Source organism: Rathayibacter oskolensis (assembly GCF_900177245.1).
Taxonomy (GTDB): domain Bacteria; phylum Actinomycetota; class Actinomycetes; order Actinomycetales; family Microbacteriaceae; genus Rathayibacter; species Rathayibacter oskolensis.
Genome location: NZ_FXBM01000002.1, coordinates 180,712 through 207,085 on the forward strand (window position 1 = coordinate 180,712; position 26,374 = coordinate 207,085).

The following is a 26,374-nucleotide window of genomic DNA, read 5'->3' on the forward strand; positions in this document are numbered from 1 at the left end:
TTCGGAGGAGGGGATCCCACCGGGTATCCGGTGGTGAGAGCAGTCTCTCGGCGAGCCTCTCCGGCCGATGTCGTGGTCTGCACGGCCGCTGTGTCGGGTCGCCGACACAGCACATCGCCCGCCGGGGCCGACCCGCCGAACCGCACGTCGCCCGACGGGGCACACGAAGGAGCGCGCCGTCCCGAGAGGGGACGACGCGCTCCTTCGTGTGTTCGGTTCAGCGGACGGGAGCCGCGGGGCTCGTCCGGATCTCCTCCGCCTGAGGCGCGGCCCAGGCCGAGGCGGTCGCGGCCGCCGGCTGCTGCGCGGTGCGGCGGAGGTTGCGGCGGAACAGGACCAGGAGGGTCGCGACTCCCGCGGTGCCGAGGGCCAGGAGGCCCGAGAGCAGGGCGATCAGGACGGTCGCGGACCCCGTCTCCGAGCCCTGCGTGTCGGTGCGGGAGGTGCCGGTCTCGGCGCGGTCGGCGGTGTCCGCGGCGGGGACGGCCGCGTCGTCACCGGAGACCGCTGCGGTCCCTTCGGCGTCGCTCCCGGATCCCGCCTCGAGGGCGGTGCCGGTCACGGAGTCGTCGGAGCCGACGATCGGGTCCACTCCGTGCTGCTCGAGGAACGAGGCGAGGCCGTCGGTGTCGGTGACGAAGTTGAAGCTCTGCGACTCGCCGGTGATCCCGAAGCTGTTGATGCCGACGACGGCGCCGGTCTCGTCGACCGTCGGACCGCCCGACATCCCGGCGCTGACCTGCGCGTTGATCTCGATGATCGGGACGCCCCCGTCGGTGACCTGCCGACTCGAGACGGTTCCGGTCTTGAAGGAGGCGGACAGGCGCTGGGAGTCGACCACGTTCTGCACGGACGCCGGGAAGCCGATCGAGGTGATGGTGTCACCGACCTCGGCCTCTCCTCCCGACAGAGCGAGCGGCGTCGCGTCCGTCACTCCGGCGACCTTGAGGAGCGCCGCGTCTCCGTCCTCGAAGGACTCGAAGTCGACCACCTGGGCGACGGTGAGCTCGTCGAGCACGGCGTCCTCCACTCCGTCGGGCTGGACGACCTCGACGACGCGGTCGACGTCGCTGCCGTCCTCGTAGCCTTCGACGGTCCACGAGGCGACGGCCTCGTCGAGCAGCTCCTCGGCGCCCACGTCCTCGAGGAAGGAGGAGATGAGGGCCTCCCTGATGCTCGAGTCCGGGTCGACGCAGTGGCCGGCGGTGGCGATGTGCCCCTCGGCGCTGGCGAACCAGCCGGTGCAGGTCGCCGAGACCGAGACCTGGTCCGACCACTCCCAGCCGCCCTCCTCCGTGGGGTAAGCGACGTAGCCCGAGTAGGTGGTGAGCACGTGGACGAGCGAGTCCTCCACTGCTCCGAGAGCCGGAGCGCCGTCGGCGGCGGCGGCGGGAGTGGCGAGTCCGACGGTGGCCGTGAGGCCGAGGGCGGCGGCGGCGAGGACGGTGAGGCGGGTGCGGGGCGTGGTGTTCATGATGACTCCTCTGGGGTGTTGGGGGCCGGTTCTGCGGCGTGGGACAAGAATCCGCCGGGCCGGCCCTGCGGAGTGTTCGCCCGCTGACACAGGAGGAGTCGACTCCCCGACCCGGCCGCGAGGGCGCCGTCGACCGGCGCCGGCCGGGCCTCTCTTGTGCATGCTCGGAGCGGCGGTCAGGATTCAGGCACGCGTCGGCGAGACCGCGCGCAGAGGGAGAGATCGATGCGGATCGTGCTCGAGACGCTGCCGGCCGACGTGCTGCAGACGCTGCAGAGCCGGATGGTCCGCCGCGAGTGGCGCCACGGCGACACGATCGTGTTCCAGGGAGACCCTGGAGGCGGCATCTACTACATCCGGTCGGGTCATGTCGGGGTGAAGGTCGGCACCGCGTACGGCGACTCCGTCACCGTGGCCGTGCTCGGCGCCGGCGAGAGCTTCGGCGAGCTCTCGGTGCTCGATCCCGCTCGTGGCCGCACGGCGAGCGTGGAGGCGCTGGGGCCGACGGTGACGTCCGTCCTCAGCGAGCGGGACTTCACCGAGATGCGCGCCGCGCACCCCGCCGTCGATCGCGCACTCGTCGATGCGCTGGCCCGACGCGTCGTCGATCTCAGCGAGCTGCTCGCGCAGGCGGTGTTCGAGACCGCTGATCGCCGGTGCTCACGACGGGTCCTGCACCTGGCCGAGGTCTTCGCGGCGGAGGGGTCTGACACGGCGGTCGTGCCTCTGACGCAGGGTGACGTCGCGGGGCTCACGGGGGTGACGCGGCCGACGGTGAATCAGGTGCTCGGTCGCATGGCCGGAGCCGGAGTCGTCGCACTCGCCCGAGGGCGGATCGAGGTGCCGAGCATCAGAGCTCTCCGCGCGCACGTGCGGTGATCGCCCGCCCGATCCTGACCGCCCCGGGCGCGGGAGGGAGCGCGCCCCTCAGCCCGAGTGGTGCCGCCCGATCGGCAGCACAAGCGGCGTCCGCGACACCGGGTCCTCGATCACCCGAGACTCCATCCCGAAGACGGCGCGCACCGTGTCGGCCGTGACGACCTCGGCGGGGGTCCCGGAGGCGTAGAGCGCGCCCGCGCGCACCGCGAACAGGTGGTCGGCGTAGCGCGCGGCGAGGTTCAGGTCGTGCAGCACGATCACGATCGTCGTGCCGCGCTCCCGGTTGAGGTCGGTCAGCAGGTCGAGCACCTCGATCTGGTGCGACACGTCGAGATAGGTGGTCGGCTCGTCGAGCAGCAGCACATCGGTGCGCTGCGCCAGCGCCATCGCGATCCAGACCCGCTGCCGCTGCCCGCCCGAGAGCTCGTCGACCGGGCGGTCCGCGATCTCGAGCGTGCCCGTCGCGCGCAGGGCGTCCTCGACCACGGCGTCGTCGTCGGCGGAGGCGCCGCGGCCGAACCAGCCGCGGTGCGGGTACCGGCCGCGGGCGACGAGGTCCGAGACGGCGATCCCCTCCGGAGCGATCGGCGTCTGGGGCAGCAGCCCGACCTGCTGGGCGACCTGCCGGGTCGGGAGGCGGTGGATCGCCTGCCCGTCGAGCAGCACCGCTCCCTCGCGCGGCGTGATCAGCCGCGCCATCGCCCGCAGCAGCGTCGACTTGCCGCACGCGTTCGCGCCGACGATCACGCTGATACCTCCCGTCGGCACCGCGAGCGAGAGACCGTCGACGACCACCCGGTCGTCGTAGGCGAGGGTCACGCCGTCGACGGAGAGCGAGCGGGGTGCTGTCGGGGTCACAGGGAGCCTCCGGTGCGGTTGCGGCGGGCGAGGAGCCAGAGCAGGAACGGTGCGCCGATGGCGCCCGTGACCACTCCGACCGGGAAGCGGGCGCCGCTGAAGACCAGCCCCGCGACGTTCTGGGCGACCAGGTCGGCGGCGAGCACGACGACCACGCCGACGAGGGCGGAGGGGACCAGCAGCGATCGCGCGTCCGGCACGATGCGCCGGGCGATCGGACCCGAGACGAAGGCGACGAACGCGATCGGACCGGTGGCGGCCGTCGCCACGGCGACCAGGCCGACCGCGACCGCGAGCAGCGCCAGGCGGCTCCGGCGCACGTCGAGACCGAGCGCCGTCGCCGACTCGTCGCCGAGCTGCAGCACCGACAGCCGGCCCGCGAGCAGCAGCGCGAGAGGCACGAGCACGAGCATCGAGGCCGCGAGCGGCGGCACCCCGTCCCACAGCGCCGAGTTGAGGCTTCCGGTCAGCCAGCGCAGCGACTCCTGCACGTCCTCGAAGTCGGCGCGCGTCTGCACGAACGCGATGACGCTCTGGAACATCGCGCCCACCCCGATCCCGATCAGGATCAGCCGTGCACCCACGACTCCTCCGCCGTCGGCGAGGGAGGCGATCAGCAGCGCCGTCGCGAGACCCGCCGCGACCGCGATCACCGAGACCGAGGTGCCCGAGAGCCCGAAGAACGCGATGGCGACGACCGCGGCGGCGCTCGCACCCGAGGTGATGCCGATGATGTCGGGGCTGGCGAGGGCGTTGCGGAGCATCGTCTGGAAGATCACGCCGCCCATGCCGAAGCCGAGCCCGACCAGGACGGCGGTGATCGTGCGCGGCAGCCGCAGGGTGCCGACGGTGAAGGAGGCGCCCGGCACGGTCTCGCCGAGCATCACCCGGACGACGTCGACCGGCGAGTAGACCGTGTTGCCCACCGTCAGCGCCACGGTCACCAGGGCGATCGCGAGCAGGGAGAGCACCGCGCAGCCGATCACGGTGCGGCGCCTCCGGCGCCGGCGCCCGGCGACGATCCCGGGAGAGGCGATCCCGGGAGAGCGGAGCGACGTGGCGGCGCTCACAGGGCCCGCACCTTCGAGCGGCGCACGATCGCGATCAGCACGGGGGCGCCGATCAGGGCGGTGACGATGCCGACCTCGACGTCGCTCGGCCGGGCCACGACGCGCCCGAGGACGTCGGCGACGAGCAGGAGCAGCGCGCCGAGCAGCGCCGAGAAGGGGAGCAGCCAGGCGTGCGAGGGCCCCGTGACGCGGCGCGCGAGGTGGGGGACGATCAGGCCGATGAAGCCGATCGGGCCGGCGATCGCGGTGGCGGCGCCGCACAGCAGCACCGCGGCGACACCCGCGACCAGGCGGATCCGTCCCACTCGGCACCCGAGTCCGATCGCGAGATCGTCGCCGAGCGCGAGGGCGTCGAGGCCTCGGGCGCTGCCGAGCGCGAGCGCCGCACCGACGGCGAGGAACGGGAGCACCTGGAGGATGCCCGTGGTCTCGGCGCCGCCGACTCCGCCGACCTGCCAGAAGCGGAAGCGGTTGAGCGTCTCGTCCTGCGTGAGCAGGACGGCGGTGAGGAGCGAGGTCAGCGCGGCGGCCGTGGCGGCGCCCGCGAGGGCGAGCTTGAGCGGGGTCGCGCCCTCGCGGCCGAGCGAGGCGACCGCGTACACGAACGCGCCGGCGGCGGCCGCTCCGACGAAGGCCAGCCAGATGAACTGCGGCAGGCTCGTCGCGCCGATCGTCGAGATGCCCAGGACGACCGCGAGAGACGCCCCGGCGTTCAGCCCGAGGATCCCGGGGTCGGCGAGCGGGTTCCGCGTCATCCCCTGCATCACCGCGCCGGCCAGCCCGAGGGAGGCGCCCACGAGCAGCGCGAGCACCGTGCGAGGGATGCGGCCCTGCACCGCCGCGTCGGCGATCGAGTCGGGATCGGGTGCGGTCAGCGCCGGCCAGATCTCGCCGAACGGGATCTCGCGAGAGCCGTAGACGAGCGAGAGGACGCAGGCGACGACCAGCGCCGCGAGGGCCGCGACGAGCGCGACGGTTCTCGTGCGACCGGCGCCCCGCCCGCGAGTGTCGTCGGTGGCGGGGCGCCGGAGGGGCGTGGAGGAGCCGGCGCTCACGACACCTTGTCGGCGGCGGCGGCGAGGCCCGCGGTGTACTCCTCGAGCACCCACGGGATGCTGAGCAGGTTGGGCGACGAGGTCGCCATCGCCTCGGAGGAGTCGTCGGTCAGCACGTAGACCGATCCGCGCTCGACGGCGGGGATCTTCGAGAGCAGCGGGTCGGCCTGCAGCGCGGCGAGGGTGGTGTCGTCGCCGTAGACGATGAGCACGTCGGCGTCGAGCTGGTCGGCCGTCTCGGAGCTGAGGGTGCCGCTGAACGCCTCGGAGTCGCCGGTGAGGTCGACGACGCTCGGCGCGAGCTCGAGGCCCAGGTCCTCGACGAACTTCACGCGCGCGTCGTTGGCCGTGTAGTAGGTGAACGAGCTGGCGTCGGTGGGGTCGTACCAGCCGTAGGTGAAGGTCTTGCCGGCGAGCGAGGGGTGCTCGGCGACCGCGGCGTCGATGTCGGACTCGACGTCGGCGACCTTCGCCTCCGCCTCGTCCTCGAGGCCGAGCGCGGCGCCGTCGAGCTTCGCCGAGTCCTGCCAGGTCGTGCCCCAGGCCAGGCCCGGGTAGGCGACGGTCGGCGCGATCTGCGACAGGGTGTCGTAGTCCTCCTGCGTCATGCCGGAGTAGGCGCCGAGGATCACGGAGGGCGTGAGATCGGAGATCGCCTCATAGGGGATGCCGTCGGTCTCGTCGAAGAGCGTCGGAGTCTCGTCGCCGGCCGCATCGAGCGCGTCCTTGGTCCAGGCGAGGAGTCCGTCGCCGTCCTCGTCGCCGTAGGAGGCGCGGGTGAAGCCGACCGGGGTCACGCCGAGCGCGAGGGCGACGTCCTGGTTCGTCCAGCTGATCGCGACGACGCGATCGGCCGACTCGACGGTGGTCTCGCCGAAGGCGTGCTCGACGCTGACGGGGAAGCCGGCGCCCGCTCCGGAACCGGACGTCGCATCGTCGGACGCGCCCGCGTCGGCTCCTCCGGAGCAGGCGGTGAGCAGCAGCGCGGTCAGGCCGAGCGAGGCGACGGCGGACAGGCGGAGGGGGGTGCGGGAGGAGGGCACTGACGATCCTTCGGAGGGGGACGGGGTTGCGAAGGTTAACCTAACCTAACTCGGTGGGCGCGCTCAAGGTGAGGCGAGCCTTACCTGCAGTGACCCTCCAGAAGTTGTCGTACTCGGTGGTCGAGTACGACAACTCTCGGAGGGTCGACGGGCGTCTCGACGGTCTGGGCGTCGCGACGCGTCAGAGGGCGCGCAGAACGCGCCGGACGTGCGCGGCGGGCCAGCCCGGCTCGAAGGGCCGCGAGCGCAGGAGCCACCGGTGCAGGACGGCGCCGAGGAGGAGCTCGGCCGCCTCGTCCGCCTCGGCGACGCCTCCGCGACGCAGCCGCTCGGCGACGGCGGCGAGCTGGGGCGTGAGCAGGAGCTCGCGGTACTGCTCGGCGAGCGCGGCGTCGGTCTGGATCGCCGCGGTGAGGGAGCGGAGGAGCGCCTCCCTGGTCGGATCGGTCAGCTCGGCGATCGTCTCGACGAGGAGCAGCTCGAGGTCGGCCGCGAGATCACCGGTGTCGGGGACGACGACGCGCCCGTCCGCGTCGAGACTGTGAGCGAGCAGCGCGTCGAAGAGGATCGCGCCGGTCGACGGCCAGGTGCGGTAGAGCGTCTGCTTGCTCACTCCCGCGCGCGCGGCGATGCCCTCCATCGACAGGGCGCCGCTCTCGGCGAGGGCCAGCGCCGCCGTGTGCACGAGGGTCCGGGTCCGCAGGCGCGCCATGGCTCCGAGGATAGCGGCTGAAACGAGACGGTCCGTCCAGTTCGGGCTAGAGTCGCTGGCATGACTGAGACGTGGATGATCACGGGCGCCGGCCGCGGGCTGGGTCGGGCGCTCACCGAGGCGGCCCTGGAGGCAGGGCACACCGTCGTCGCGACGGTGCGCGGTGGGCACGATCTGCCTCCGCACCCCGGGCTCGTCGTGCACCGGCTCGACGTCCGCGACCGATCGGGAGCCGTCGCGGCGGTGGACCGTGCCGTCGAGGCGTTCGGCGGGCTCGACGTGCTGGTGAACAACGCCGGCCACGGGCTCATCGGGGCCGCCGAGGAGGTCTCGGAGGAGGAGGCGCGCGGCATCCTCGACGCCGATCTGCTCGGGCCGCTGTGGCTGTGCCAGGCGGCTCTGCCCGTGATGCGCCGGCGGGGGAGCGGGCACCTCGTGCAGATCTCGACGGTCGGGGCGGTCGGCACGATGCCGACGCTGGGCCTCTACAACGCCGCGAAGTGGGGGCTCGAGGGGTTCAGCGAGGCCCTGGCCGCCGAGGTCGCCCGCTTCGGGATCCGCGTGACGATCGTCGAGCCCGGCGCCCTCGACACGGACTGGGCGGGCAGCAGTATGCGCTTCGCCGCGCCGATCGCCGCCTACGACGACCTGCGGACGGAGCTGTTCGGCTCGCCGACCGTGCCGTGGCCCGAGGCCGACGGCGGCGAGGGGCTGGCGGCTCAGGAGGCGGCCGCGCTGATCCTCGCGCACGTCGCGTCGGGCGACGACCGCCTCCGCCTCCTGCTCGGCGATGACGCACCCCCGCAGGTCGCGGCGGCGCTCGAGCTGCGCCGCCGCGACTACGAGCGCGACCCCCGCTTCCCGCGGGCCTGAAGCCGGCCGGAGCGTTCCGGCGGCTACCGGATCACCGGAGCATGCCCAGGAGGCGGTGCCTCCGTTCGCGGTCGAGCAGGTCGGCGCGCTCGCGGCGGAGAGCCGCGACGTCGGCCTGGGTGAGGGGGAGGCGCCGGTCGCGGCGACTCCAGGCCACCAGTGCGACTCCGAGGCGGAGGGCGAGACGGTCGAGGAGGCCGAGGGTCCGGCGTCGAGGGAGTCGGGCGAGTGCGGTCGCCCCGAGTGAGGTGTTCACGATGTGTCCTTCTGAGGTGCGCGCGGGCGCGCCGAAGAGCGCCACGAGGGCGCGACGAGGAGCGCGCTGCGGGCGCGCCGGGGCACCGCCGGAGAGGCGGCGCTACGGCACCGCCGACGAGGCGGCGCGGAGGACCCGAGGGTCCTGAACGGGACGACGGTCCGGGCGGCGGAACCGCCCGGCCGGGAGCTTCTTCGGCGCCGTCACCGTTTGAGCGGTGACGAGCGGGAGGCTCGACCGGTCAGTCGGAGAGGGCGCCGGAGAAGCCGGCGGTGGTGAAGTGCGCGAAGTGCTGCATGGTCGGCTCCTTTCGTGGATCGGCTCCGTCGACCGTAGCGGCAGGCGCGTGCGCCTGGCAAGAGCCCGGAGGCAGGGACCGGGCTCAGCGCCCCCGCGGCAGGTAGCGCACCGGAGGCACCGCCGCGCGCACCAGCGCCCGCAGCGACTCCAGCGATCCCGTCACGAGCCCCTGCGCGCGCGCCTGCACGAGGATGTTGCCGATCGCCGTCGCCTCGACCGGACCCGCGAGGACCGGGAGGCCGGTGCGGTCGGCGGTCAGCTGGCAGAGCAGCTCGTTCTGCGAGCCGCCGCCGACGACGTGCACGGCCGCGATCCGCTTGCCCGAGAGCGCGGAGGCCTGCTCGAGCACGGTGGCGTACGCCTCCGCCAGCGACTCGAGGATCGAGCGCACGAACTCGGCTCGGGTGCGCGGCTGCGCGAGCCCGCGCTCGACGCACCACTCGACGATGCGCCCGGGGATGTTGCCGGGCGCCACGAAGCGCTCATCGGCCGCGTCGAAGGTCGTGATCGGCCCGCGGATCGCGGCGGCCTCGGCGAGGAGCACCGCGAGCTCTATGCTCTCGCCGGTCTGCTTCTCCCAGGTGCGGATCGACTCCGACAGCAGCCAGAGCCCCGAGACGTTCTTCAGGAATCGGACACGCCCGTCGACGCCGCCCTCGTTGGTGAAGTTGGCGGCCCGACCCTCCAGCGAGACCACCGGCTTCTCGAGTTCGACGCCGACGAGCGACCAGGTTCCGCTCGAGATGTACGCGATGTCGTCGTCGGTGGACGGCACCGCGACGACGGCCGAGGCCGTGTCGTGGGAGCCGACGGCGACCACTCCGAGCCGCTGCGGCGCGCCGAGCTCGGCGGCGACGGAGGGCAGGAGCGGGCCGAGCGCGGAGCCCGGCTCGATCAGCGGCGCGAGGATCTCGTGCGGAAGGGAGAGGCGCGTGAGGAGCTCCGTGTCCCACGCGCGAGTGAGCGGGTCGAGCAGCCCGGTGGTGGAGGCGTTCGTGATCTCGGTCGCGGCGACCCCCGTCAGCCAGTACCCGATGAGGTCCGGGATGAGGAGGGCGCGGTCGGCGAGCGCGAGCGTCTCCCGCTCTGCCGCGAGCTGGAAGAGCGTGTTGAACGGCAGATGCTGCAGGCCGTTGCGCCGGTAGAGCGCGTCGGCGTCGATGCGGGCGTGCACGTCGGCGACGCCGCGCGCGCTCCGCTCGTCGCGGTAGTGGTAGGGCGTGCCGAGCATCCGCCCCCCGCGCAGCAGCGCGTAGTCGACGGCCCAGGAGTCGACGCCGATCGAGACGACGCCCGGCTCCTCCTTGAGGGCGTTGGTGAGCCCCGCGGTCAGTGATCGGTAGAGCTCGAGGATGTTCCAGTGCAGACCGGAGGCGTCGCCCTCGTGGATCCGCACCGGCTGGTTCGGGAACCGCGCGACGTGGCGCATCCGCAGCTCGTCGTGCCCGACGTAGCCGAGGATCACCCGGCCGCTGGTCGCGCCGAGGTCGACGGCGGCGACGGCCTTCATCGCAGGACTCCCGGGTGGGGAGAGGTCAGGCGCGGGGAGTGCCTGGAGACCGGGATGCGACCCAGTGAGGGTCGCCGTTGCGTCCCCTGGTCTTCCGGAGTCAGGGCTGCCGCCTTTCGGGCGCGGCCGCGGCGTTCCCGCGATGACGATGTCATCGCAGGAAGGCCGCAGCCACGCCCGCATCCACGGGCACGTGCAAGCCGGTGGTGTGCGAGAAGTCGGAGGTGCACAGCGCGAACACGGCGTTCGCGACGTTCTCGGGGACGACCTCGCGCTTGAGGATCGTGCGCTGGGCGTAGAACCTGCCGAGGTCCTCCTCCTCGATGCCGTAGGTCTTGGCGCGGTTCGCGCCCCAGCCGGAGGCGAAGATCCCGGAGCCGCGCACCACGCCGTCGGGGTTGATGCCGTTGACCTTGATGCCGAACTCGCCGAGCTCGGCGGCGAGGAGGCGCACCTGGTGCGCCTGGTCGGCCTTCGTCGCCGAGTAGGCGATGTTGTTGGGCCCGGCGAACACCGAGTTCTTCGACGAGATGTAGACGATGTCGCCGCCCAGCTTCTGGTCGACGAGCACGCGCGCCGCCGCCTTCGAGACGAGGAACGAGCCCTTGGCCATCACGTCGTGCTGCAGGTCCCAGTCGGCCTCCGTGGTGTCGAAGAGCGACTTCGAGAGCGAGAGCCCGGCGTTGTTGACGACGAGGTCGAGCCCGCCGAACGCGAGCACGGTCGCGTCGATCGCGGCCTGCACGGCGGCCTCGTCCGCGACGTTCGCCGCGACTCCGATCGCCACGTCGGTCGAGCCGAGCTCGGCCGCCGCCGCCTGCGCCTTGGCGAGGTCGAGGTCGGCGACGACGACGCAGGCGCCCTCGGCGGCGAGTCGGGTCGCGATGGCCTTGCCGATCCCGGAGGCGGCTCCGGTCACGAGCGCGATGCGGGACGCGAGCGGCTTGGCCTTCGGCATCCGCTGCAGCTTCGCCTCCTCGAGCGCCCAGTACTCGATGCGGAACTTCTCGGCCTCGTCGATCGGCGCGTAGGTCGAGATCGACTCCGCGCCGCGCATCACGTTGATCGCGTTGATGTAGAACTCGCCGGCGACGCGGGCCGTCTGCTTGTTCGCGCCGTAGGAGAACATGCCCACCCCCGGCACCAGCACGATGAGCGGATCGGCGCCGCGGATCGCCGGGCTCTCGGCCGTCGCGTGGGCGTCGTAGTAGGCCTGGTAGTCGGCGCGGTACGCCTCGTGCAGCGCGGGGAGGCGCTCGAGGATCTCGTCGACGGAGGCGCTCGCCGGCAGATCGACCAGCAGCGGCTTCACCTTCGTCCGCAGGAAGTGGTCGGGGCAGGAGGTGCCCAGAGCCGCGAGGCGGGGGTGCTCGGTGCTGGCGAGGAAGTCGAGGACCTCTGCGGCGTCGGTGAAGTGGCCGACCATCGGGCGGTCGTGCGAGGCGACGGCGCGCAGGTGAGCGGCGAGGGCGGCGGCCTTGGCGCGGCGCTCCTCCTCGGGGAGGGCGGCGTAGCCGTCGAGGGCGGGGCCGAAGGGCTCCGGAGTGCCGTGCTCGGCGATGTAGGCGGCGGCGGCGGCGATGATCTCGAGCGAGTTCGCCTCCGCCTCCTCGCTCGTGTCGCCCCAGGCGGTGATGCCGTGGCCGCCGAGGATCGCCCCGATGACCTCGGGGTTCGCCTCCTTGATGGCCGCGATGTCGAGGCCGAGCTGGAATCCGGGGCGGCGCCAGGGGACCCAGGCGACGCGCCCGCCGAAGGCCTCGCCGGTGAGCCGCTCGCCCTCGGCAGCGGTCGCGAAGGCGATCCCGGAGTCGGGGTGCAGGTGGTCGACGTGCGCCGCGTCGACGAGCCCGTGCATCGCGGTGTCGATGGAGGGCGCGGCTCCGCCCTTGCCGTGCAACGTGTAGTCGAAGGCCGCGACCATCTCGTCCTCGCGGTCGAGGCCCGGGTACACGTTCGCGAGCGCGCGGAGGCGGTCGAGCCGCAGCACGGCGAGACCGGCCTCGGTCAAGGTGCCCAGGTCGCCTCCCGAGCCCTTGACCCACATCAGCTCGACGGGCTCGCCCGTGACGGGGTCGGTCTCGACGCCCTTCGCCGAGGTGTTGCCCCCCGCGTAGTTCGTGTTCCTCGGATCGGCGCCGAGGCGGTTCGAGCGGGCGATGAGCTCTGCGGCGGTCGAGGCCATGACTTCTCCGTCTGTCTGAACGAACGTGTTAACTATCACAGAAGCTAACAGCCGAGCACGGGTGCGTCAACGGTCGGCGGGGCGGGTCTCATCGCTCGGAGCCGCACAATGAAGGCTCACGACGACGAACCGACGAGAAAAGGCCGTTCTCGGGCATTCAGCCTTCCAGCCGTCACCGGAGCTCGACCAGCCCACGGAACGGCTCGAGCCGCTCGTCGGACGGCTCGAGCTCGGTGACCATCACGCTGATCGCCGCCCAGTCGAGCGCCCGGGCGAGCGCCGACCGCTCGAGCTTCGACGAGTCGACGAGCAGCACGGTCTCGCTCGACGCGGCCACGAACACCCGCTTCACCTGCGCCTCCTGCAGCGTGACCTCGCTGGTGCCCTCGGTCGAGACCGCCGAGGCCGAGGTGAAGAAGCGGTCGTAGTGCAGCTCGGCGGCGCTCGCGCAGGCGAGAGGGCCGACGAAGCTGTCGGTCTCCTCCTCGAGCTCGCCGCCGATGAGCACCACGCGCGCCCGCGTCGCCCGCGCGGTGCCGTGGTTCTCGAGCGAGTTCGTCGCGATCAGCAGCCCCGGCGACTCGGGGGCGGCGCCGAGCAGCGTGCCGGCGGTCGAGGAGGCGTCCAGCGCGATCGCACCGGCGCTCGGCACCAGGGCCACGGCCTTGCGGGCGATCTCGCGCTTCGCGGCGGCTCCCGCGGCGAGGCGTTCGGCGAAGGGGCGCGGGCGGAGGGCGGCGACGGCTCCTCCGCGGACCCGGCTGAGCCGGCCCTCCGCCTCCAGATCGGCCAGATCGCGGCGGACGGTCATGGTCGAGACGTCGAGCTCGGCGGCCGCGTCATCGAGGCGGATCGCGCCGTCGCGTTCGAGGAGCCCGATCAGCCGGGCGCGCCGTCCCGCGGAGTCCACCGTGGCCATGCCGCTCCTCCTCCGCCGGCGTGGGCCGCCTGCGCGGTCAGCGTAGCGGCGGAGTCGGACATCCGATCCCGGCGGGGAGGGAGCGACCCCTCCCCGCCTCTCTCACTCGCCCCAGGAGGTCTCGAGGTCGATCACCCAGGTGACGCCGAAGCGGTCGCGGATCATGCCGTACAGCGGGGACCACGCGGCCGGCCCGAACGGCACGACGACCGTGGCACCGTCGGCGAGCGTCGTCCAGTAGCCCTGGAGCTCGTCGGCGTCGGTTCCGCGGATCGAGACGAAGACGGGGATCGTGCCCGGCTGGTAGGGCGTGTGCGACGGCACGTCGTAGGCCATGACGCGGAAGCCGGCCTCGGAGGCGACCTGGCCCCACATCAGCTGGTCCGCCTCCTCGGGCGCGGTCACGGTGTGCGCGTCGGAGTAGCTGAGCGCGTCGAGTCGTCCGCCGAAGACGGACTGGTAGAAGGTCAGCGCCTCGCGCGCCTGGCCGCGGAAGTTGAGGTGGGTCGTGGTGGTGATGGTCATGGTCTGCTCCTCGAGATGTCGCCGGGAGCGCCTCCCGGTGACACCGACTCTCGCGGCAGAAGAGGACGTATTCGGTCCTCTTCTCGGATTAGCATCGGCGCATGACCTCGGCCTCCTCCCGTCTGCTCCAGCTGCTCTCGCTCCTGCAGCTGCGTCGCGTGTGGCCGGGGGAGCTGCTGTCGGAGCGTCTCGAGATCACGCCGCGCACGGTGCGCCGCGACATCGACCGGCTGCGCGGGATGGGCTACCGGATCCGTGCGGTCAAGGGCCCGGACGGCGGGTACCGGCTCGAGGCCGGATCGGAGCTTCCTCCGCTGCTCTTCGACGACGAGCAGGCGCTGGCGCTCGCGGTCGCCCTGCAGTCCGTGCCGGTCGCCGGGCTCGAGGAGGCGGCGGGGCGGGCGCTGGCGGCCGTGCGCCAGGTGCTGCCCGAGCGGCTCCGGCATCGGCTCGACGCGCTCCGCTTCACGACGATCGGCCAGGAGGCGCCGCCGGTGGCGCCCGAGGTGCTCGTCGCCCTGTCGGCGGCTGTGCGCGCGCGGGAGGTGCTGCGGTTCGACTACGCCGAGGGGGAGGCGCCGCGCCGCGTCGAGCCGCACCACCTCGTCTCGCGGGATGGTCGGTGGTACCTGGTGGGCTGGGATCTCGAGCGCGACGACTGGCGGGTGTTCCGCGCCGATCGGCTGGTCCCGCGAACGCCCCGCGGCGCTCGCTTCGCACGGCGCGAGCTGCCCGGAGGCTCCGTCGCGGCCTTCCTCGACGCGCGCTTCAGAGGCGGCGAGGTGGGCGGAGGATGGCCGTGTCGCGGGGCCGTGACGCTGCGGCTGCCCGCGCGCGAGGTGCTGCCGTACGCCGACGACGGGGCGGTCGAGGATCTCGGCGACGACCGCTGCAGGCTCTCGCTGGGCGCGTGGTCGTGGGAGGCGCTCGCCGCGTCGTTCGGCCGGTTCGGCGGCGAGATGACCCACGCGGAGCCGGCGGAGCTGGCTGCAGCGTTCGGGGTGCTGGCGCGGCGGTTCGCGGCCGCGGGGGAGCGCTGACGGCCGAGGCTCCTCCACAGGCCCGATCCCGCGTCCGATCGTCCCGTTCACACCTCGACGTGGTCATACTCGGTTGGGTCCGGGCGTACGGTTCCCGCGCTGCTCCACTCGCAGCCCGCATCGCCGGCCTCGGCGACGGCCCTCCGAGATCAGAAACGGGTCCCACCATGTCCTCCCGCGCCCCCGGCTCGCGCCGCTCCTTCCTCGCCACCCTCGCCCTCGCGGGCACGATCCTGGCTGCCCCCGCGGCGGTCGCCGCCTACTCGACGTCGTATCCGGAGGGAGGGACGTGGACCTACGGGGTCAGCAACGGCACCGTCCTGTCGGCCTACAACCACGGGTCGCGGGTCCATCGCGCCTCCGTCTACAACGGGACGACCTACGCCACGGCCTGCAAGAGCCGGAACGTCATGGCGTCGATCAGCGCGCCCGAACGGCCCTACGTCGTGGATCGCGCGTACTACGCCCTCTGCTGAGTCCTGAACCGCCGGAGGGGCGGAGCGCTGCTCCGTCCCTCCCCCTGCCGGGGAGCATCACATGAGAAGCAGAAGTGTCGTCGTCGGCTACGTGCTGGCCGTCGTCCTCGCCGCGGTGTTCGCGTTCCTGTTCGTCCGGTCCTTCGACGCCCGCGGACCGGTCTGGAACGGCGGCTGGCAGCTCCGGGTGTCGGGCGACGCCGAGCCGCGCATGCCTGCGGCTCAGCTCTACAGCGAACTCGACGCGCTGGCGACGAGCCAGAGGATCGACATCGTCCGATCCGTCGAGGACGCCGATGATCCGGCCGCCGTCCGGCACCTGTACGTGGCGGGCGACGCTGCGGCGGCCGACCTGCTCCGACGGGGGTACGCGGCCGTCGACACGTCGGTCTCCACCACGGTCGCACCACTCCTCGAGCTCGGCGCGCTCGATCCCCGGGGTGCGTATCTCATCGGGGGCGCACGCGACGATGCCGAGGCGGTGCTCGCCGTGATCGAGGATGCGGGGTGGTCGGGTGTCGTCGCTCCCTACGCCTCGGGCATCGACCTCGACACCTACCGCGAGTACGGCGACCTGATGCGCTCACTCCTCGTGGCCGCTCTGGGGATCCTCGTCCTGGTCGGCGCGGGCACGGTCCTCCGGAGCCGAGCCCACGGGATCCAGCGCCTGCACGGGGTGGGCCCCGTGGGGCTCCTGCTCAGGGAGTGGCGGTCGCTCGCAGTGCCGGTCGTCGGCCTCTCCCTCCTCGGCCTGACCGCGGTCGCTCTCGCCCTCACCGCCCTGAACGGACTCGCGCAGTTGCCGACGATCTCGGCACTGTTCGCACGCCTCCTCGGACTCCTCCTGCTCGCCGCAGTCGCAGCGCATGTCGTCGGGATCGCCCTGACCGATGGTCGTCGGCTCGTCGACCAGATCACGGGAGAGATCGACGGGTGGTGGGTCCTGCTCGGCGTCTACGCCGTCCGGGTTCCCGCCGTGCTCGTCCTCCTGGCCATCGTCGCTGCGCTCGGGCAGAGCGCGCGCGTCGCCGAGATCGAGGGGCGCAGCCGGGAGTTCTGGAGCACCGCCGAGGACTCGGTGGTCCTCGGGATCAGCGGCTACTCGGGTGAGGGCGAGTACCGCGCCGCCATCCCGGCGTTCGCCGAGCTGGTCGTGTCGCAGGCGTCGCTCGGGCAGGCGGTCCTCGCCGAGCCGACGTTCACCGAGGAGCGGAACGTGCTGCTCGTCGATGAGGGGTACCTCCGGAGCGTCGACGTCATCGGCGCCGGAGGCGCGCGGATCACCGACGTCCCCGATGGCGTCATCACCCTTCTCGAACCGGCCGGCACCACGGCCGAACGCCGGCAGAAGGTCATGGCGGACGTCCGGACCTGGCAGGAGATCCAGTCCGGAGTGGCCGTCCCGTCGCCCGGGACCGTCGACCTGCCGATCGAGGAGCAGACCGTTCCCACGGGCCAGACCCTCTTCACGTTCCGCACCCTCGACGTGGACGTCTTCGAGCGGGAGACCATGGTGAAGGATCCGATCCTGGTGATCGTCCCCTCGATGGACGTCGTCGCTCCCTCCGAGCTCTTCTCCGCGATCTCGCGGGGTGCGGTCGTCTTCACGGCTCCGGACGCCGTCCCCGCCGCAGTGGAGCAGCTCGGTCTCTCCGACATGGTGGCCTCGATCACTCCGGTCGCCTATCAGGCGAACGAGCAGTACCGACGGGCGCTCGGGACGCTGTCGATCAATCTGATCGGTCTGATCAGCGGTGGCCTCGTCGTCCTCCTCACCGGCCTCGTCGCGGCGGCGGTGCTCGTCGAGAAGGATCGCCGGCGCGCGTTCGTCCACCGCTTCTCGGGCCTGGGTCCGCTCTCCGCGCATCGGAGCGGACTGCTCCTCGAGGGAGCGCTGCTGTCGGCGACGCTCGCGCTCGCGGTGGTGCCGCTGTGGTTCCGGGATCCGCAGGACGTCCGGACCGTGCTCGATCTCGGCACGGTCGACACCGAGATGTTCGTCATCGAGCAGACCGCGCTCGCGGTGGGGCTGACCGTGCTCAGTGCGGTGCTCCTCGTCGCGTGCCTCGGACTCGCCCATCTCCGCGCGGCGCGGTCGCGCACCGTCGACTCCTGACTCCCACCTCGGAAGGAACCCCGTGATCCTCGCCACCGACCTCGCCAAGGGCTACGGCCGCCGTCCGCTCTGGAGCGGACTCGACGTGACCGTCGCCTCCGGGAGCACTCTCGCCCTCACCGGAGCGAGCGGCAGCGGCAAGTCGACGCTGCTCAACTGCCTCGGCCTCCTCGACGCGCCCGACTCCGGATCGATCGAGGTCGACGGGGAGGAGCTCACCCGGCTCGGCGCCCACGGCAGGCGGCGCTTCCGGAGGCATCGGCTCGGCTACCTCTTCCAGAGCTACGCCCTCGTCGACACCGCGACCGTCGAGCAGAACCTCGCGATCGCACTGGGGGAGCGGCGCGGCCGGGCGGGACGGTTCGACACCGCCCTCGAACGCGTCGGCCTCGGAGGGCGGGGGCGCGAGCGGGTCTCCCGCCTCAGCGGAGGCGAGCAGCAGCGGGTCGCGCTGGCGCGCCTCCTGGTCAAGAGCCCGACGCTGGTGCTCGCCGACGAGCCGACGGGGGCCCTCGACTCCGAGAACGCCGCGATGGTGCTCGACGTGCTCACCGAACTGGCCGGTCACGGGGCGAGCGTCGTGGTCGCGACCCACGACGACGCCGTCGCCTCCTGGTGCGACGCCCGCCTCCACCTCTCGGCCCCGGTCGCCGCCTGACCGTGCACCCGGTCGAGCGCGGAGTCGAGGGGTTGCCAAGGCGCACCCGGAGGAGTGGGCTGGCAGCACGACAGAGAGAGGTGTCCTATGACGCAGACCTTCCCCGCGTGGTTGCGGGATCAGGAGAAGAGGGACGACGAGGTCGGCGAGTTCGCCCAGACCTTCGCCGACCGCGACGACCTGCCCGAGCACGGCGGCCGCTCGATCTACGAGGGCTACTTCGCGAGCGAGCCGGCCTCCGCCCAGGCCGGGCTCGACCGTGCCTGGATGGAGTTCCAGGCGCATCCGGAGCCGTCCGCCACCTCCGACCAGCCGGAGGGACTCCGATGAGCGACCAGGCCCCGAGCCCCGTGCAGGATCCGGCCGACCAGCCGGACAAGCCCTCGCAGGCCGAGGGCGAGGACGAGCGCGACACCCCCGTCGAGGTGCTGCCGGCCGACGGGAAGCCCTCCCCGGCCGAGGGCTGAGCCCCGGCCCGCTGGTCGGGCGGCTCGCGGGGCGCGGATCTCGATCCGCCGCTCCGCGAGCTGCTCCCGCCGCACCCGCCCGCGCAGCCCCTCGCTCAGCGGCTCGCCGCCGCCATGAGCTCCTGCGCCTCCGCGCTCTCGGGATACAGCGCGAGCACCCGCTCGAGGTCGCGTCGCGCCGGAGCGCGGCGCCCATCCGCCAGGTGCGTCGACGCGCGCTCGTACAGCGCCTCGACGCGCAGCTCGATCGGGCGTGCGCTGGTCACGTTCGGCCGCACCACGCGGTCGAAGGCGTCGAGCGCGCTCTCGATGAGTCCCAGCTCCCGGAGCGCCACGCCCCGCCTGATCAGCACGGCCGCAGAGGCGGCGTCGACGTTGACGACCGGCGCCGAGAACCGGGCGAGGTCGCTCCACCGGGAGCGGGCGGAGTAGAGCGAGGCGAGGGTCGACGCGGCCAGCGTCGACGGCTCGAGGGTCTCGACAGCGGCGGTCGCTCCGGCGGGGTCGTCGGTCGCGGCGAGCTCGGCGTAGAGCAGGCGCAGGGCGGTCGCGTCGAGCGGGACGTCCACGTCGAGGCCCGCGCTCAGCGGCAGGTGGGCCGTGAGCCCGATCCCGTAGCGGCGGAGGAAGGGGTCGGCGGCCGGGTCGTAGCGGGTGCGCACCAGCCAACCGGCCAGCCTGATCGCGCGGTCGTCCTCCGGGCGCCCGAGGGCGTCGCGGACCAGTTCGATCACGGCCGCGAGCCGGGACCCGTCGGGCGAGGACGCGGTCGCCTCGTGCAGCTCCGATGCCGGTGCACCGGCGCGGACGAGCCGGATGAGCGGTCCCTCCCACGGCTGTGCGAGCGGCGAGGGCCGCACGAGACCGGGGCCACCGGGCATCGTCAGCGCGGCGGAGATCCGAGAGCGGCTGCGCGAGCGGTTCAGGGCGGGGCCGACGACGGGATGCAGGCGAGCCCCCGAGAGGCTGCGAAGCTCTCCCTCCTGCCGGAATCCCACTCCCACTGCGTGCCCCTCCCACGGTCCCCGGAGGACAGTACGGCGCCCCCCCGAAAGGCCGAGTTTACGCACGTCGAGCCGAGGTTTCCCCCCGAAAGGGGCCCGACGCGCTGGCGGAGATCGACCGCCGATCCGCGCACGGGTGGCGAGCTGCGTTCTAAGCGGAGGAATTCCTCCGTTTATGCGATACGGTGCTCCCGTGCTCCTCGATCACCGTTCCGACGACTACTCCTCCGCCGTCCGGCCCCGCAACTCGGCGACGACCCAGCGCCCGGCGCGGGTCGCGATCATCCGGAGCCCTGCCGACCTCCCGGCGGCTCTCGAGGAGGTCGCCGCACTCGAGCGGTCCACCGGGCGCGCGCTCGACGTGGTGGTGCAGGCCACGGGCCACGGCGCCGGCGCGGTCGTCGACGAGAGCGCCGTCCTCCTGGACACGTCTCGGCTCGACGACGTCTCCATCGACCCGGAGTCGCGCATCGCGACGGTCGGCGCCGGCGCCACCTGGGCCGACGTCGACGCCGCCGCCGAGCGCCACGGGCTGCTCGGCCTGGCAGGCTCCGCTCCGAGCGTCTCGGTGTCGGGCTACACCTTCGCGGGAGGCATCGGCTGGCTGGTGCGCCGCGACGGCCTCGCGAGCGGCAGCCTCCGCCGGGTGCACTACGTCGACGGGCGCGGACGCTCCCGGATCGCCGCCGACGACGCACCCGAGCGGATCGACCGCGAGGCGCTGTGGGCGTTCCGGGGTGCCGGCGGAGTCGGCATCGCCCACACTCTCGAGTTCGACCTCGCCGCGGTCGACGGCCTCCACGCCGGATCCCTGCTGTGGCACGGACGCGACCTCCCCGGTCTCGTCGCCACCTGGAGGCTCGGGATCGCGGCGGTCGGCGCCGGGGTCTCGACGAGCATCGCGGTGATGCACGTCCCGCCGATGCCGCCGTTCCCGGAGGAGCTCCACGGCTCCGTCGCCGTCCACCTCGCCGTCGCCGATCCCGACGGGCCGGAGGGGGCGGCGCCGCTCCTCGAGGCCATGCGCGCCGTCGCGGTTCCGGTCGTGGACGACTGGGGCCCGAAGGACGCCGCGGGGCTCTCCCGCATCCATCTCGATCCGCCGATCGCGACTCCCGGAGTGGGCGACGCGCGCTGGCTCGACGCCTCCACTCCGGACCTCGCCGACCGCATCCTCGCGGCGGCGGCCGCACCCGGCACTCCGCTGGTCATGGTCGAGATCCGTCACGTCGCCGGTGCGCCGACGCGGCGGGAGGGTGCGGTCGTCCGCCCTCCCGGCGACTTCGTCTTCCACGCCGTGGGCTCGCTGCTCCTGGCCGAGCGTCCGCGCATCGAGGCCGCTCTGGCTGCGCTGCGGGCGACCTGGGCCGACGCCGACACGGGCGTCGCGCCCGGCTCGTGGCTGGACGGAGCGGCCGGCGCGTCGTCGGCGCTGCCCGACGACGTCCTCCGCCGGGCGAGGGCCGTCGCGGACGAGGTCGACCCGGACCACCGCCTCCGCCGGTCGCGTCTTCTCGGGCCGGGCCGTGGCTGAGCCGGCCGGGGGTCCCGCGCGTCAGCCCGTCCGGCGGCGACGCGGCGCTGCGGAGCGCGGCGGGGCCGAGCGCGCATGGTCGCGGACCCGGCCGAGCACGTCCGCGAGGACCTCGACGTCCGCACGCTCCAGCGGCTCGAACAGGAGTCCGTCGAGCACGGCGATGTGGCCGGGGAAGACCCGGGCGAGCAGGTCCCTGCCCCGGTCGGTGATCGTGACCGTGGTGCCGCGCTCGTCGTCGACGGACGGCGCCCGCGTCACCAGGCCGAGCTCCTCGAGCAGCTTGGCCTGGTAGGTGAGACCACTCCGGCTGTAGACGACGCCGTCGGCGAGGTCGGTCATCCGGCTGCTCCCCTCCGGTGCGTCGCCCAGGCGGGCCAGGAGCTGGAACTGCACGTAGCTGAGGTCGCCGGCCTCGCGCAGCTGCTGCTCGACCGCGTGCCGCACGAGGCTGCTGACCTCGATGAGGGCGAAGTAGGCGCCCAGCTCCGTGGGATCGAGGGAACGCGGAGTCTCGGCCATCCCGTCATCATATCTGTGCTGCGAGATCGAAGTACTTGCTGCGAAGTCGAAGCACTGGTAGCGTCCACGACAGATGCTTCAGATTCGAAACACCGACAGGAAGAGATGATCATGAAGGCAGTGCGATTCCACGAGTTCGGCGCCCCGGACGTCCTCCGCTACGAGGACGTCGAGCAGCCCGTCGCGGGGGAGGGCCAGGTGCTCCTGCGCGTGGCCGGATCCGCGGTCAACCCGGCCGACAACGGCATCCGAGGAGGGGACCTGCCGATCCCGGTGACGCTGCCGCACGTGCCGGGCTACGACGTCGCCGGCACCGTCGCGGCCGTCGGCGCGGGGGTGACCGGTCACCGGGTCGGCGATGAGGTCGTCGGCTTCCTCCCCATGGCCGAGAGCGGCTCGGCGGCGCAGTTCGTCGTCGCTCCGGCGGAGGCGCTCGTCGCGGCCCCCACCTCCGTCGACCTCGTCGACGCGGCCGCGCTCCCGTCGGTCGCCCTGACCGCCTGGCAGGCGCTGTTCGACGAGGCCGGTCTGACCGGCGGTCAGCGCGTGCTGATCACGGGCGCGGGAGGAGCGGTGGGCGGGTACGCCGTGCAGCTGGCCCATCGGGCCGGCGCCCACGTGATCGCGACCGCGAGCCCGCGCAGCCGCGACGCCGTGACGGCGGCCGGAGCCGACGAGGTCATCGACCACACGGGCTCGAGCGTCCTCGAGGCCGTGACGGAGCCGGTCGACGTGCTGCTGAACCTCGCGCCGATCAGTCCCGATGAGTTCACCGCACTGGTCTCCCTGGTGCGAAACGGCGGGGTCGTCGTCGCCACCACCGCCTGGATGCCCACGCCCGGCGACGAGGAGCGCGGAGTGCGCGGCGCCGGTGTCTACGTCCGGGCCGACGTGGACGAGCTGAGCGGCCTGGTCGCCCTGGTCGACCGCGGAGAGCTCAGCATCGACGTCGCGCGGCGCGTCCCGCTCAGCGAGCTCCCCGCGATCCACGCGCAGATCGCCGCAGGCTCGCTCCGCGGCAAGGTCGTCGCCGTCCCCGACGCCGACTGAGCGGAGGCGCCGCCCGGCGCATCGGATCAGCCGGGCGGCGCGATTCCGCGGAGGAACACGGCGCGCTGCTGGGCGGCGGCCTCCGGCCAGTCGGGGACGGTCGACATCGGCTGGGCGAGCATCGCTCCGAACCGCACCACCGTCCCGGCGTCGACCTCGCGGCGCACCGAGCCGTCGTCGTGACCGCGCTCGAGGATCGCCTCCATGGTCCGCCGCATCCGCGCCCGCAGCTCGCCGGACTCGGTGCCCTCGGTCATCGGGCCGCCGTGGAGCGGCAGGACCAGTTCGTCCCGGTGGGCGAACGACCGCACGAGGAAGCGCTCGATCGCGTCGTGCCCCGTCTCGCCCGTGGCCAGGGCGTCCTCCGCCTCGGCGAGGATCAGCCGGTAGGCGCGCACCGCCATCGCCTCGAGCAGCGCCTCCCGATCGGGATACCGCCGGTACAGCGTCCCGACGCCCACGCCCGCGTCTGCGGCGATCTGCTCCATCGGCACGAACCGCCCCTGTGCGAGACCCGATCGCGTCGCCGCGGCGAGGAGCCGCTCGGCGTTCTCGGCGGCGTCCTTCCGAAGCCGGCGGGGAGGGTTCTGGGTCATGAGGAGCCATCGTACGCAGGCGACGCTCCGGCTCGGTGCGTCGCCTGCGCGGGCCTCAGACGGTGGTGTACCGCGACGAGTCGGAGGCGCTGCGCTCGACCGCGTCGAGCACGCGCTGCACCTGCAGGGCGTCGGCGAACGACGGAGTCGGCTGCACGCCGTCGGCGATCGCGGTGACCAGGTCGACGACCTGGTGGGTGAACACGTGCTCGTAGCCGAGTCCGTGCCCCGTCGGCCACCAGTTGCCGGCGTAGGGGTGCGAGGGCTCCGTGACCTGGATGCGCCGGAAGCCCTGCGCCTCCTCCGGATCGCTGCCGTCGTAGTACTCGAGCTCGTTCATGCGCTCGAAGTCGAACGCCACGGAGCCGCGCTCGCCGTTGATCTCGATCCGGTTCGCGTTGCGGCGGCCGAGGGCCATCCGCGTCGACTCGAAGACCCCGAGGGCGCCGCCGGCGAAGGTCGCGGTGAAGGCGGCGGCGTCGTCGACCGTGACGGGGCCGCGCTCGGCGCCCTCCGCGGCACGACCGCCGAGGCCCGCCTGCTCGGCGAGCACCGGGCGGTCGCCGACGAAGGTCCGCAGCATCGCCGAGACCCCGTCGATCCCCTGACCCGTGAGCCACTGCGCCGTGTCGATGCTGTGCGCCCCGATGTCGCCGAGCGCGCCGGAGCCGGCCTTGTCCTTGTCGAGACGCCAGGTGAGCGGCGCCTCGGAGGAGCTGAGCCAGTCCTGGAGGTACTGGGCGCGCACGTGGCGGATCTCGCCGAGCCGACCCTCCTCGACGAACCGCTTGGCCAGGGCGAGCGCGGGCGTGCGGCGGTAGCTGAAGCCGCACATCGCGAAGCCCTCGGAGGCGGCGGCCGCCTCGGTCATCTCCTCCGCCTCCGGCACCGAGCGCGCCAGCGGCTTCTCGCAGAGCACGTGCTTGCCCGCCCGGAGCGCCGCGATCGCGATCTCGGCGTGCTGGTCGCCCGGAGTGCAGATGTCGATGAGGTCGATGTCGTCGCGCGCGATGACCGCGCGCCAGTCGGCCGACGACTCCTCGGCGCCCAGATTCTCGGCCGCGGCGGCGGCCCGGCCCTCGTCGCGCCCGACGACGACCGCGAGCTGCGGCCGGAGGGGGAGCTCGAAGAACCGGGGCGCGGTCCGCCACGCGTGCGCGTGGGCCCGGCCCATGAACGCGTGGCCGATCATCGCTACTCGGAGGGTCGGATTCATGGTGGTGCTCCTCACGGGCCGCCCGGGAGGGCGACCGTCACGGCGGTCTCTCGGGCGGACTTCTCGGGCGGGGTTCTCAGGCGGGGTTCTCAGGCGGGGACGGGGGCGAGCTCGCCCGTCGTCGTCTGCAGCGGGACGATCTCGGGACGCTCCGCGGTGCTGGCGATCGTGATGACCGCCTTCTCGTCGCTCGAGCGCAGGATCGCGTCCATGATCTCGAGGACGTGCAGCCCGAGGCGGCCGGTCGCGCGGTGCGGGCGGTCCTCCTCGATCGCCTCGGCGATGTCGGCGAGGCCGATGCCGCGGCCCGTGTCGATGTAGCCCGCGGAGTCGGGGACGCTCTCCCAGTCGCCGTCGCGCACGGCGACCTCGACGGTGTCCGAGAACATGTTGGGGTCGGGGACGGCGATCGTGCCCTCGGTGCCGTAGATCTCGAACTTCGGCGCCCGGCTCTTCCAGACCTCGAAGCTCACCGTCACGGTCGTGGTCACGCCGCTCGCGTGCTCGAGCAGGGCGCTGATGTGCGTGTCGATCGAGACCGCGATCGGGGTGCCGGCGCGCGGACCCGACTCGATGGTCCGCGGTCGCGCCGAGCGGGTCGCGAGCCCGGTCACCCGGACGACGGGACCGAAGAAGTGCACGAGCGCCGTGAGGTAGTAGGGGCCCATGTCGAGCAGGGGGCCGCCTCCCGGCTGGTAGTAGAACTCGGGCGCCGGGTGCCAGCGCTCGTGGCCGGGGGCGGTCCACTGCACCTGCGCGGCGATCGGCTCGCCGATCACTCCGGAGTCGAGGGTGCGGCGAGCGGTCTGGATCCCGGTGCCGAGGACGGTGTCGGGTGCGCTGCCGAAGCGGAGCCCCAGCTCCTCGGCGAGGTCGAGCATCGGCGCCGCCTCCGCGGGGTTCAGCCCCAGCGGCTTCTCGGCGAAGACGTGCTTGCCGGCCTGGAGCGCCCGGGTGCCGATCTCGACGTGCGCCGCCGGGATCGTGAGGTTGAGGACCGCGTCGACCTCGGGGTCGGTGAGCAGTTCGTCGACCGAGAGGGCGCGGACGCCGTTCTCGTCGGCGACCTGCCGGGCCCGCTCCTGGTTGAGATCGGCGACCGCGACGAGGCGGAGGCCCGGGAAGGTGGGGAAGTTGGCGAGGTACTGCTCGCTGATCTTCCCGACTCCGATGATTCCGACTCTCAGCGGGAGGCCCACAGCAGTCCCCTTTCGATGATGGTGCGGACGTTGTGGTCCTGGAGGATCTCGACGCGGTGGCCGGGGGTCGAGACGAAGATGCGGCCGGCGCCCCACTGGCGGGTCCAGATCGCGGGTGAGGTGACGGGCCGGTTCCACGGGTCCCACGGCCGCACCGCCTGCGTGGTGGTGGCGAGCACGTCGTTGTAGTCGTCGTGGAGGACCCAGTACTGCTCGGTGGTGAGCTCGAAGTCGCTGATGCCCCGGGTGATGGGGTGCTCGGCGGCCGCCGGCGTCATCTCGATCAGGTGCGGCACGTAGTTGTCCGACTGCTCGCCCGTGCGCTCGTCGGGGTGCTTGCCGGGGTGCGAGGCGAACTGGCCGCCGATCAGCTGGAGGTAGTCGGAGTTGTTCCGGTACGAGTCCGCGATGCCGCCGTGCCAGCCGGCGAGGCCGGTGCCGCTCTCGACCGCCGCCCGCAGTCCGAGGAACTCGGGCCACTCGATCGAGGTCATGGTGTTGGACTGCACGATCAGGTCGACGGTGCGGAGGTACTCCTCGTCGGCGTAGACGGCGGTCGACTCCTCGACTCGCACCTCGAAGCCGTTCTCGGCCAGGAAGGGCAGGAAGAGCTCGGTCGCCTCGACCGGCTGGTGGCCGTCCCAGCCGCCGCGGACGACGAGCGCCCTCTTGGCGGGGGTGGTGGGAGGGGTGGTGGTCATGGTCGTCCTCAGTGGGCCGGGCGGATGACTCCGCGGTGCGTCGGTGAACCGTCGTGCGCGGCGAACCGTGTTGCGCAACTCGCGCAGCACGAATTCGGGCGTTCGCTCATTCTGCACCGCGCCGGGAGCGCCGGCA

General features: G+C 73.0%; 27 protein-coding genes. 10 read left to right on the plus strand and 17 right to left on the minus strand.

Features of this window, described 5'->3' with window-relative positions:
• Positions 1 to 217: 217 nt before the first annotated feature.
• Positions 218 to 1,474, minus strand: a complete 1,257-nt coding sequence (locus B9Y99_RS09980; RefSeq protein ID WP_165759585.1) for a S1 family peptidase — start codon at positions 1,472 to 1,474, stop codon at positions 218 to 220.
• A 225-nt stretch (positions 1,475 to 1,699) separates the two neighbouring features.
• Here B9Y99_RS09980 and B9Y99_RS09985 point away from each other — a divergent pair, with 225 nt between their 5' ends.
• Entirely contained in the window at positions 1,700 to 2,353 is a 654-nt protein-coding gene (locus B9Y99_RS09985; RefSeq protein WP_085476472.1) for a Crp/Fnr family transcriptional regulator, read from the plus strand.
• A gap of 48 nt (positions 2,354 to 2,401) precedes the next feature.
• On the opposite strand, the gene B9Y99_RS09990 is transcribed toward B9Y99_RS09985, so the two are convergent.
• The 5 genes from B9Y99_RS09990 to B9Y99_RS10010 form a co-directional block, all read right to left on the minus strand.
• On the minus strand, positions 2,402 to 3,211 hold the full coding sequence (locus B9Y99_RS09990) for an ABC transporter ATP-binding protein (RefSeq protein ID WP_085476473.1): 810 nt from the start codon (positions 3,209 to 3,211) through the stop codon (positions 2,402 to 2,404).
• Complete coding sequence (locus B9Y99_RS09995; protein ID WP_085476474.1) at positions 3,208 to 4,281, minus strand: FecCD family ABC transporter permease; 1,074 nt, start codon at positions 4,279 to 4,281, stop codon at positions 3,208 to 3,210. Before B9Y99_RS09995 ends, B9Y99_RS09990 begins: the two co-directional genes overlap by 4 nt.
• Complete coding sequence (locus tag B9Y99_RS10000) at positions 4,278 to 5,336, minus strand: FecCD family ABC transporter permease (RefSeq protein WP_085476475.1); 1,059 nt, start codon at positions 5,334 to 5,336, stop codon at positions 4,278 to 4,280. The genes B9Y99_RS09995 and B9Y99_RS10000 overlap by 4 nt, the downstream gene beginning before the upstream one ends.
• Complete coding sequence (locus B9Y99_RS10005) at positions 5,333 to 6,379, minus strand: iron-siderophore ABC transporter substrate-binding protein (protein ID WP_085476476.1); 1,047 nt, start codon at positions 6,377 to 6,379, stop codon at positions 5,333 to 5,335. Before B9Y99_RS10005 ends, B9Y99_RS10000 begins: the two co-directional genes overlap by 4 nt.
• 181 nt (positions 6,380 to 6,560) lie before the next feature.
• Positions 6,561 to 7,091 carry a TetR/AcrR family transcriptional regulator gene (locus B9Y99_RS10010; protein ID WP_085476477.1) on the minus strand — a complete coding sequence of 177 codons (531 nt, stop codon included), beginning with the start codon at positions 7,089 to 7,091 and terminating at the stop codon, positions 6,561 to 6,563.
• A gap of 60 nt (positions 7,092 to 7,151) precedes the next feature.
• Between B9Y99_RS10010 and B9Y99_RS10015 the strand changes: the two genes are divergently transcribed.
• Positions 7,152 to 7,964, plus strand: a complete 813-nt coding sequence (locus B9Y99_RS10015) for an SDR family NAD(P)-dependent oxidoreductase (protein WP_165759586.1) — start codon at positions 7,152 to 7,154, stop codon at positions 7,962 to 7,964.
• Between the two features lie 31 nt (positions 7,965 to 7,995).
• On the opposite strand, the gene B9Y99_RS10020 is transcribed toward B9Y99_RS10015, so the two are convergent.
• From B9Y99_RS10020 to B9Y99_RS10040, 5 genes are all read right to left on the minus strand, one after another.
• Complete coding sequence (locus B9Y99_RS10020; protein ID WP_085476478.1) at positions 7,996 to 8,220, minus strand: hypothetical protein; 225 nt, start codon at positions 8,218 to 8,220, stop codon at positions 7,996 to 7,998.
• A 382-nt stretch (positions 8,221 to 8,602) separates the two neighbouring features.
• Positions 8,603 to 10,030, minus strand: coding sequence for a rhamnulokinase (locus B9Y99_RS10025; RefSeq protein WP_085476479.1), 1,428 nt, complete (start codon positions 10,028 to 10,030; stop codon positions 8,603 to 8,605).
• 151 nt (positions 10,031 to 10,181) lie between these two features.
• The gene (locus B9Y99_RS10030) at positions 10,182 to 12,215 is read right to left on the minus strand and encodes a bifunctional rhamnulose-1-phosphate aldolase/short-chain dehydrogenase (protein WP_085476480.1); all 2,034 of its coding nucleotides are present in this window, start codon (positions 12,213 to 12,215) and stop codon (positions 10,182 to 10,184) included.
• Positions 12,216 to 12,387: 172 nt separating this feature from the next.
• Complete coding sequence (locus tag B9Y99_RS10035; protein ID WP_085476481.1) at positions 12,388 to 13,134, minus strand: DeoR/GlpR family DNA-binding transcription regulator; 747 nt, start codon at positions 13,132 to 13,134, stop codon at positions 12,388 to 12,390.
• A gap of 102 nt (positions 13,135 to 13,236) precedes the next feature.
• A complete protein-coding gene (locus B9Y99_RS10040) occupies positions 13,237 to 13,659 on the minus strand; it encodes a VOC family protein (protein ID WP_085476482.1) in 423 nt (140 codons plus the stop codon).
• Between the two features lie 101 nt (positions 13,660 to 13,760).
• Here B9Y99_RS10040 and B9Y99_RS10045 point away from each other — a divergent pair, with 101 nt between their 5' ends.
• The 6 genes from B9Y99_RS10045 to B9Y99_RS18770 all read left to right on the plus strand — a co-directional run bounded on the left by B9Y99_RS10045 (position 13,761) and on the right by B9Y99_RS18770 (position 18,416).
• Positions 13,761 to 14,699, plus strand: coding sequence for a helix-turn-helix transcriptional regulator (locus B9Y99_RS10045; protein ID WP_085476483.1), 939 nt, complete (start codon positions 13,761 to 13,763; stop codon positions 14,697 to 14,699).
• Positions 14,700 to 14,866: 167 nt separating this feature from the next.
• Positions 14,867 to 15,175: a lactococcin 972 family bacteriocin gene (locus B9Y99_RS10050; RefSeq protein ID WP_085476484.1), complete on the plus strand. Its 309-nt coding sequence runs from the start codon at positions 14,867 to 14,869 to the stop codon at positions 15,173 to 15,175.
• Positions 15,176 to 15,236: 61 nt separating this feature from the next.
• Entirely contained in the window at positions 15,237 to 17,291 is a 2,055-nt protein-coding gene (locus B9Y99_RS10055; RefSeq protein ID WP_085476485.1) for a hypothetical protein, read from the plus strand.
• Positions 17,292 to 17,313: 22 nt separating this feature from the next.
• Entirely contained in the window at positions 17,314 to 17,949 is a 636-nt protein-coding gene (locus B9Y99_RS10060) for an ABC transporter ATP-binding protein (protein ID WP_085476486.1), read from the plus strand.
• A gap of 87 nt (positions 17,950 to 18,036) precedes the next feature.
• Complete coding sequence (locus B9Y99_RS10065) at positions 18,037 to 18,279, plus strand: hypothetical protein (protein WP_085476487.1); 243 nt, start codon at positions 18,037 to 18,039, stop codon at positions 18,277 to 18,279.
• A complete protein-coding gene (locus B9Y99_RS18770; protein WP_165759587.1) occupies positions 18,276 to 18,416 on the plus strand; it encodes a hypothetical protein in 141 nt (46 codons plus the stop codon). The genes B9Y99_RS10065 and B9Y99_RS18770 overlap by 4 nt, the downstream gene beginning before the upstream one ends.
• A 95-nt stretch (positions 18,417 to 18,511) precedes the next feature.
• Here the strand turns inward: B9Y99_RS18770 and B9Y99_RS10070 are convergent, their stop codons facing one another.
• Complete coding sequence (locus B9Y99_RS10070) at positions 18,512 to 19,414, minus strand: tetratricopeptide repeat protein (RefSeq protein WP_129587988.1); 903 nt, start codon at positions 19,412 to 19,414, stop codon at positions 18,512 to 18,514.
• Between the two features lie 199 nt (positions 19,415 to 19,613).
• Here B9Y99_RS10070 and B9Y99_RS10075 point away from each other — a divergent pair, with 199 nt between their 5' ends.
• The gene (locus tag B9Y99_RS10075) at positions 19,614 to 20,954 is read left to right on the plus strand and encodes an FAD-binding oxidoreductase (protein ID WP_085476489.1); all 1,341 of its coding nucleotides are present in this window, start codon (positions 19,614 to 19,616) and stop codon (positions 20,952 to 20,954) included.
• A gap of 21 nt (positions 20,955 to 20,975) precedes the next feature.
• Here B9Y99_RS10075 and B9Y99_RS10080 read toward each other — a convergent pair whose 3' ends face one another.
• Positions 20,976 to 21,476, minus strand: coding sequence for a MarR family winged helix-turn-helix transcriptional regulator (locus B9Y99_RS10080; protein ID WP_085476490.1), 501 nt, complete (start codon positions 21,474 to 21,476; stop codon positions 20,976 to 20,978).
• Positions 21,477 to 21,581: 105 nt separating this feature from the next.
• Between B9Y99_RS10080 and B9Y99_RS10085 the strand changes: the two genes are divergently transcribed.
• A complete protein-coding gene (locus tag B9Y99_RS10085; RefSeq protein WP_085476491.1) occupies positions 21,582 to 22,526 on the plus strand; it encodes an NADP-dependent oxidoreductase in 945 nt (314 codons plus the stop codon).
• 26 nt (positions 22,527 to 22,552) lie between these two features.
• Here the strand turns inward: B9Y99_RS10085 and B9Y99_RS10090 are convergent, their stop codons facing one another.
• The 4 genes from B9Y99_RS10090 to B9Y99_RS10105 form a co-directional block, all read right to left on the minus strand.
• A complete protein-coding gene (locus B9Y99_RS10090; protein ID WP_085476492.1) occupies positions 22,553 to 23,122 on the minus strand; it encodes a TetR/AcrR family transcriptional regulator in 570 nt (189 codons plus the stop codon).
• 55 nt (positions 23,123 to 23,177) lie between these two features.
• Positions 23,178 to 24,338 (minus strand): Gfo/Idh/MocA family protein, encoded by a 1,161-nt coding sequence (locus tag B9Y99_RS10095; RefSeq protein ID WP_085476493.1) that lies wholly within the window; start codon positions 24,336 to 24,338, stop codon positions 23,178 to 23,180.
• Positions 24,339 to 24,427: 89 nt separating this feature from the next.
• Entirely contained in the window at positions 24,428 to 25,537 is a 1,110-nt protein-coding gene (locus B9Y99_RS10100) for a Gfo/Idh/MocA family protein (protein ID WP_085476494.1), read from the minus strand.
• Positions 25,522 to 26,238 (minus strand): ThuA domain-containing protein, encoded by a 717-nt coding sequence (locus tag B9Y99_RS10105; RefSeq protein ID WP_085476495.1) that lies wholly within the window; start codon positions 26,236 to 26,238, stop codon positions 25,522 to 25,524. The genes B9Y99_RS10100 and B9Y99_RS10105 overlap by 16 nt, the downstream gene beginning before the upstream one ends.
• Positions 26,239 to 26,374 lie beyond the last annotated feature (136 nt).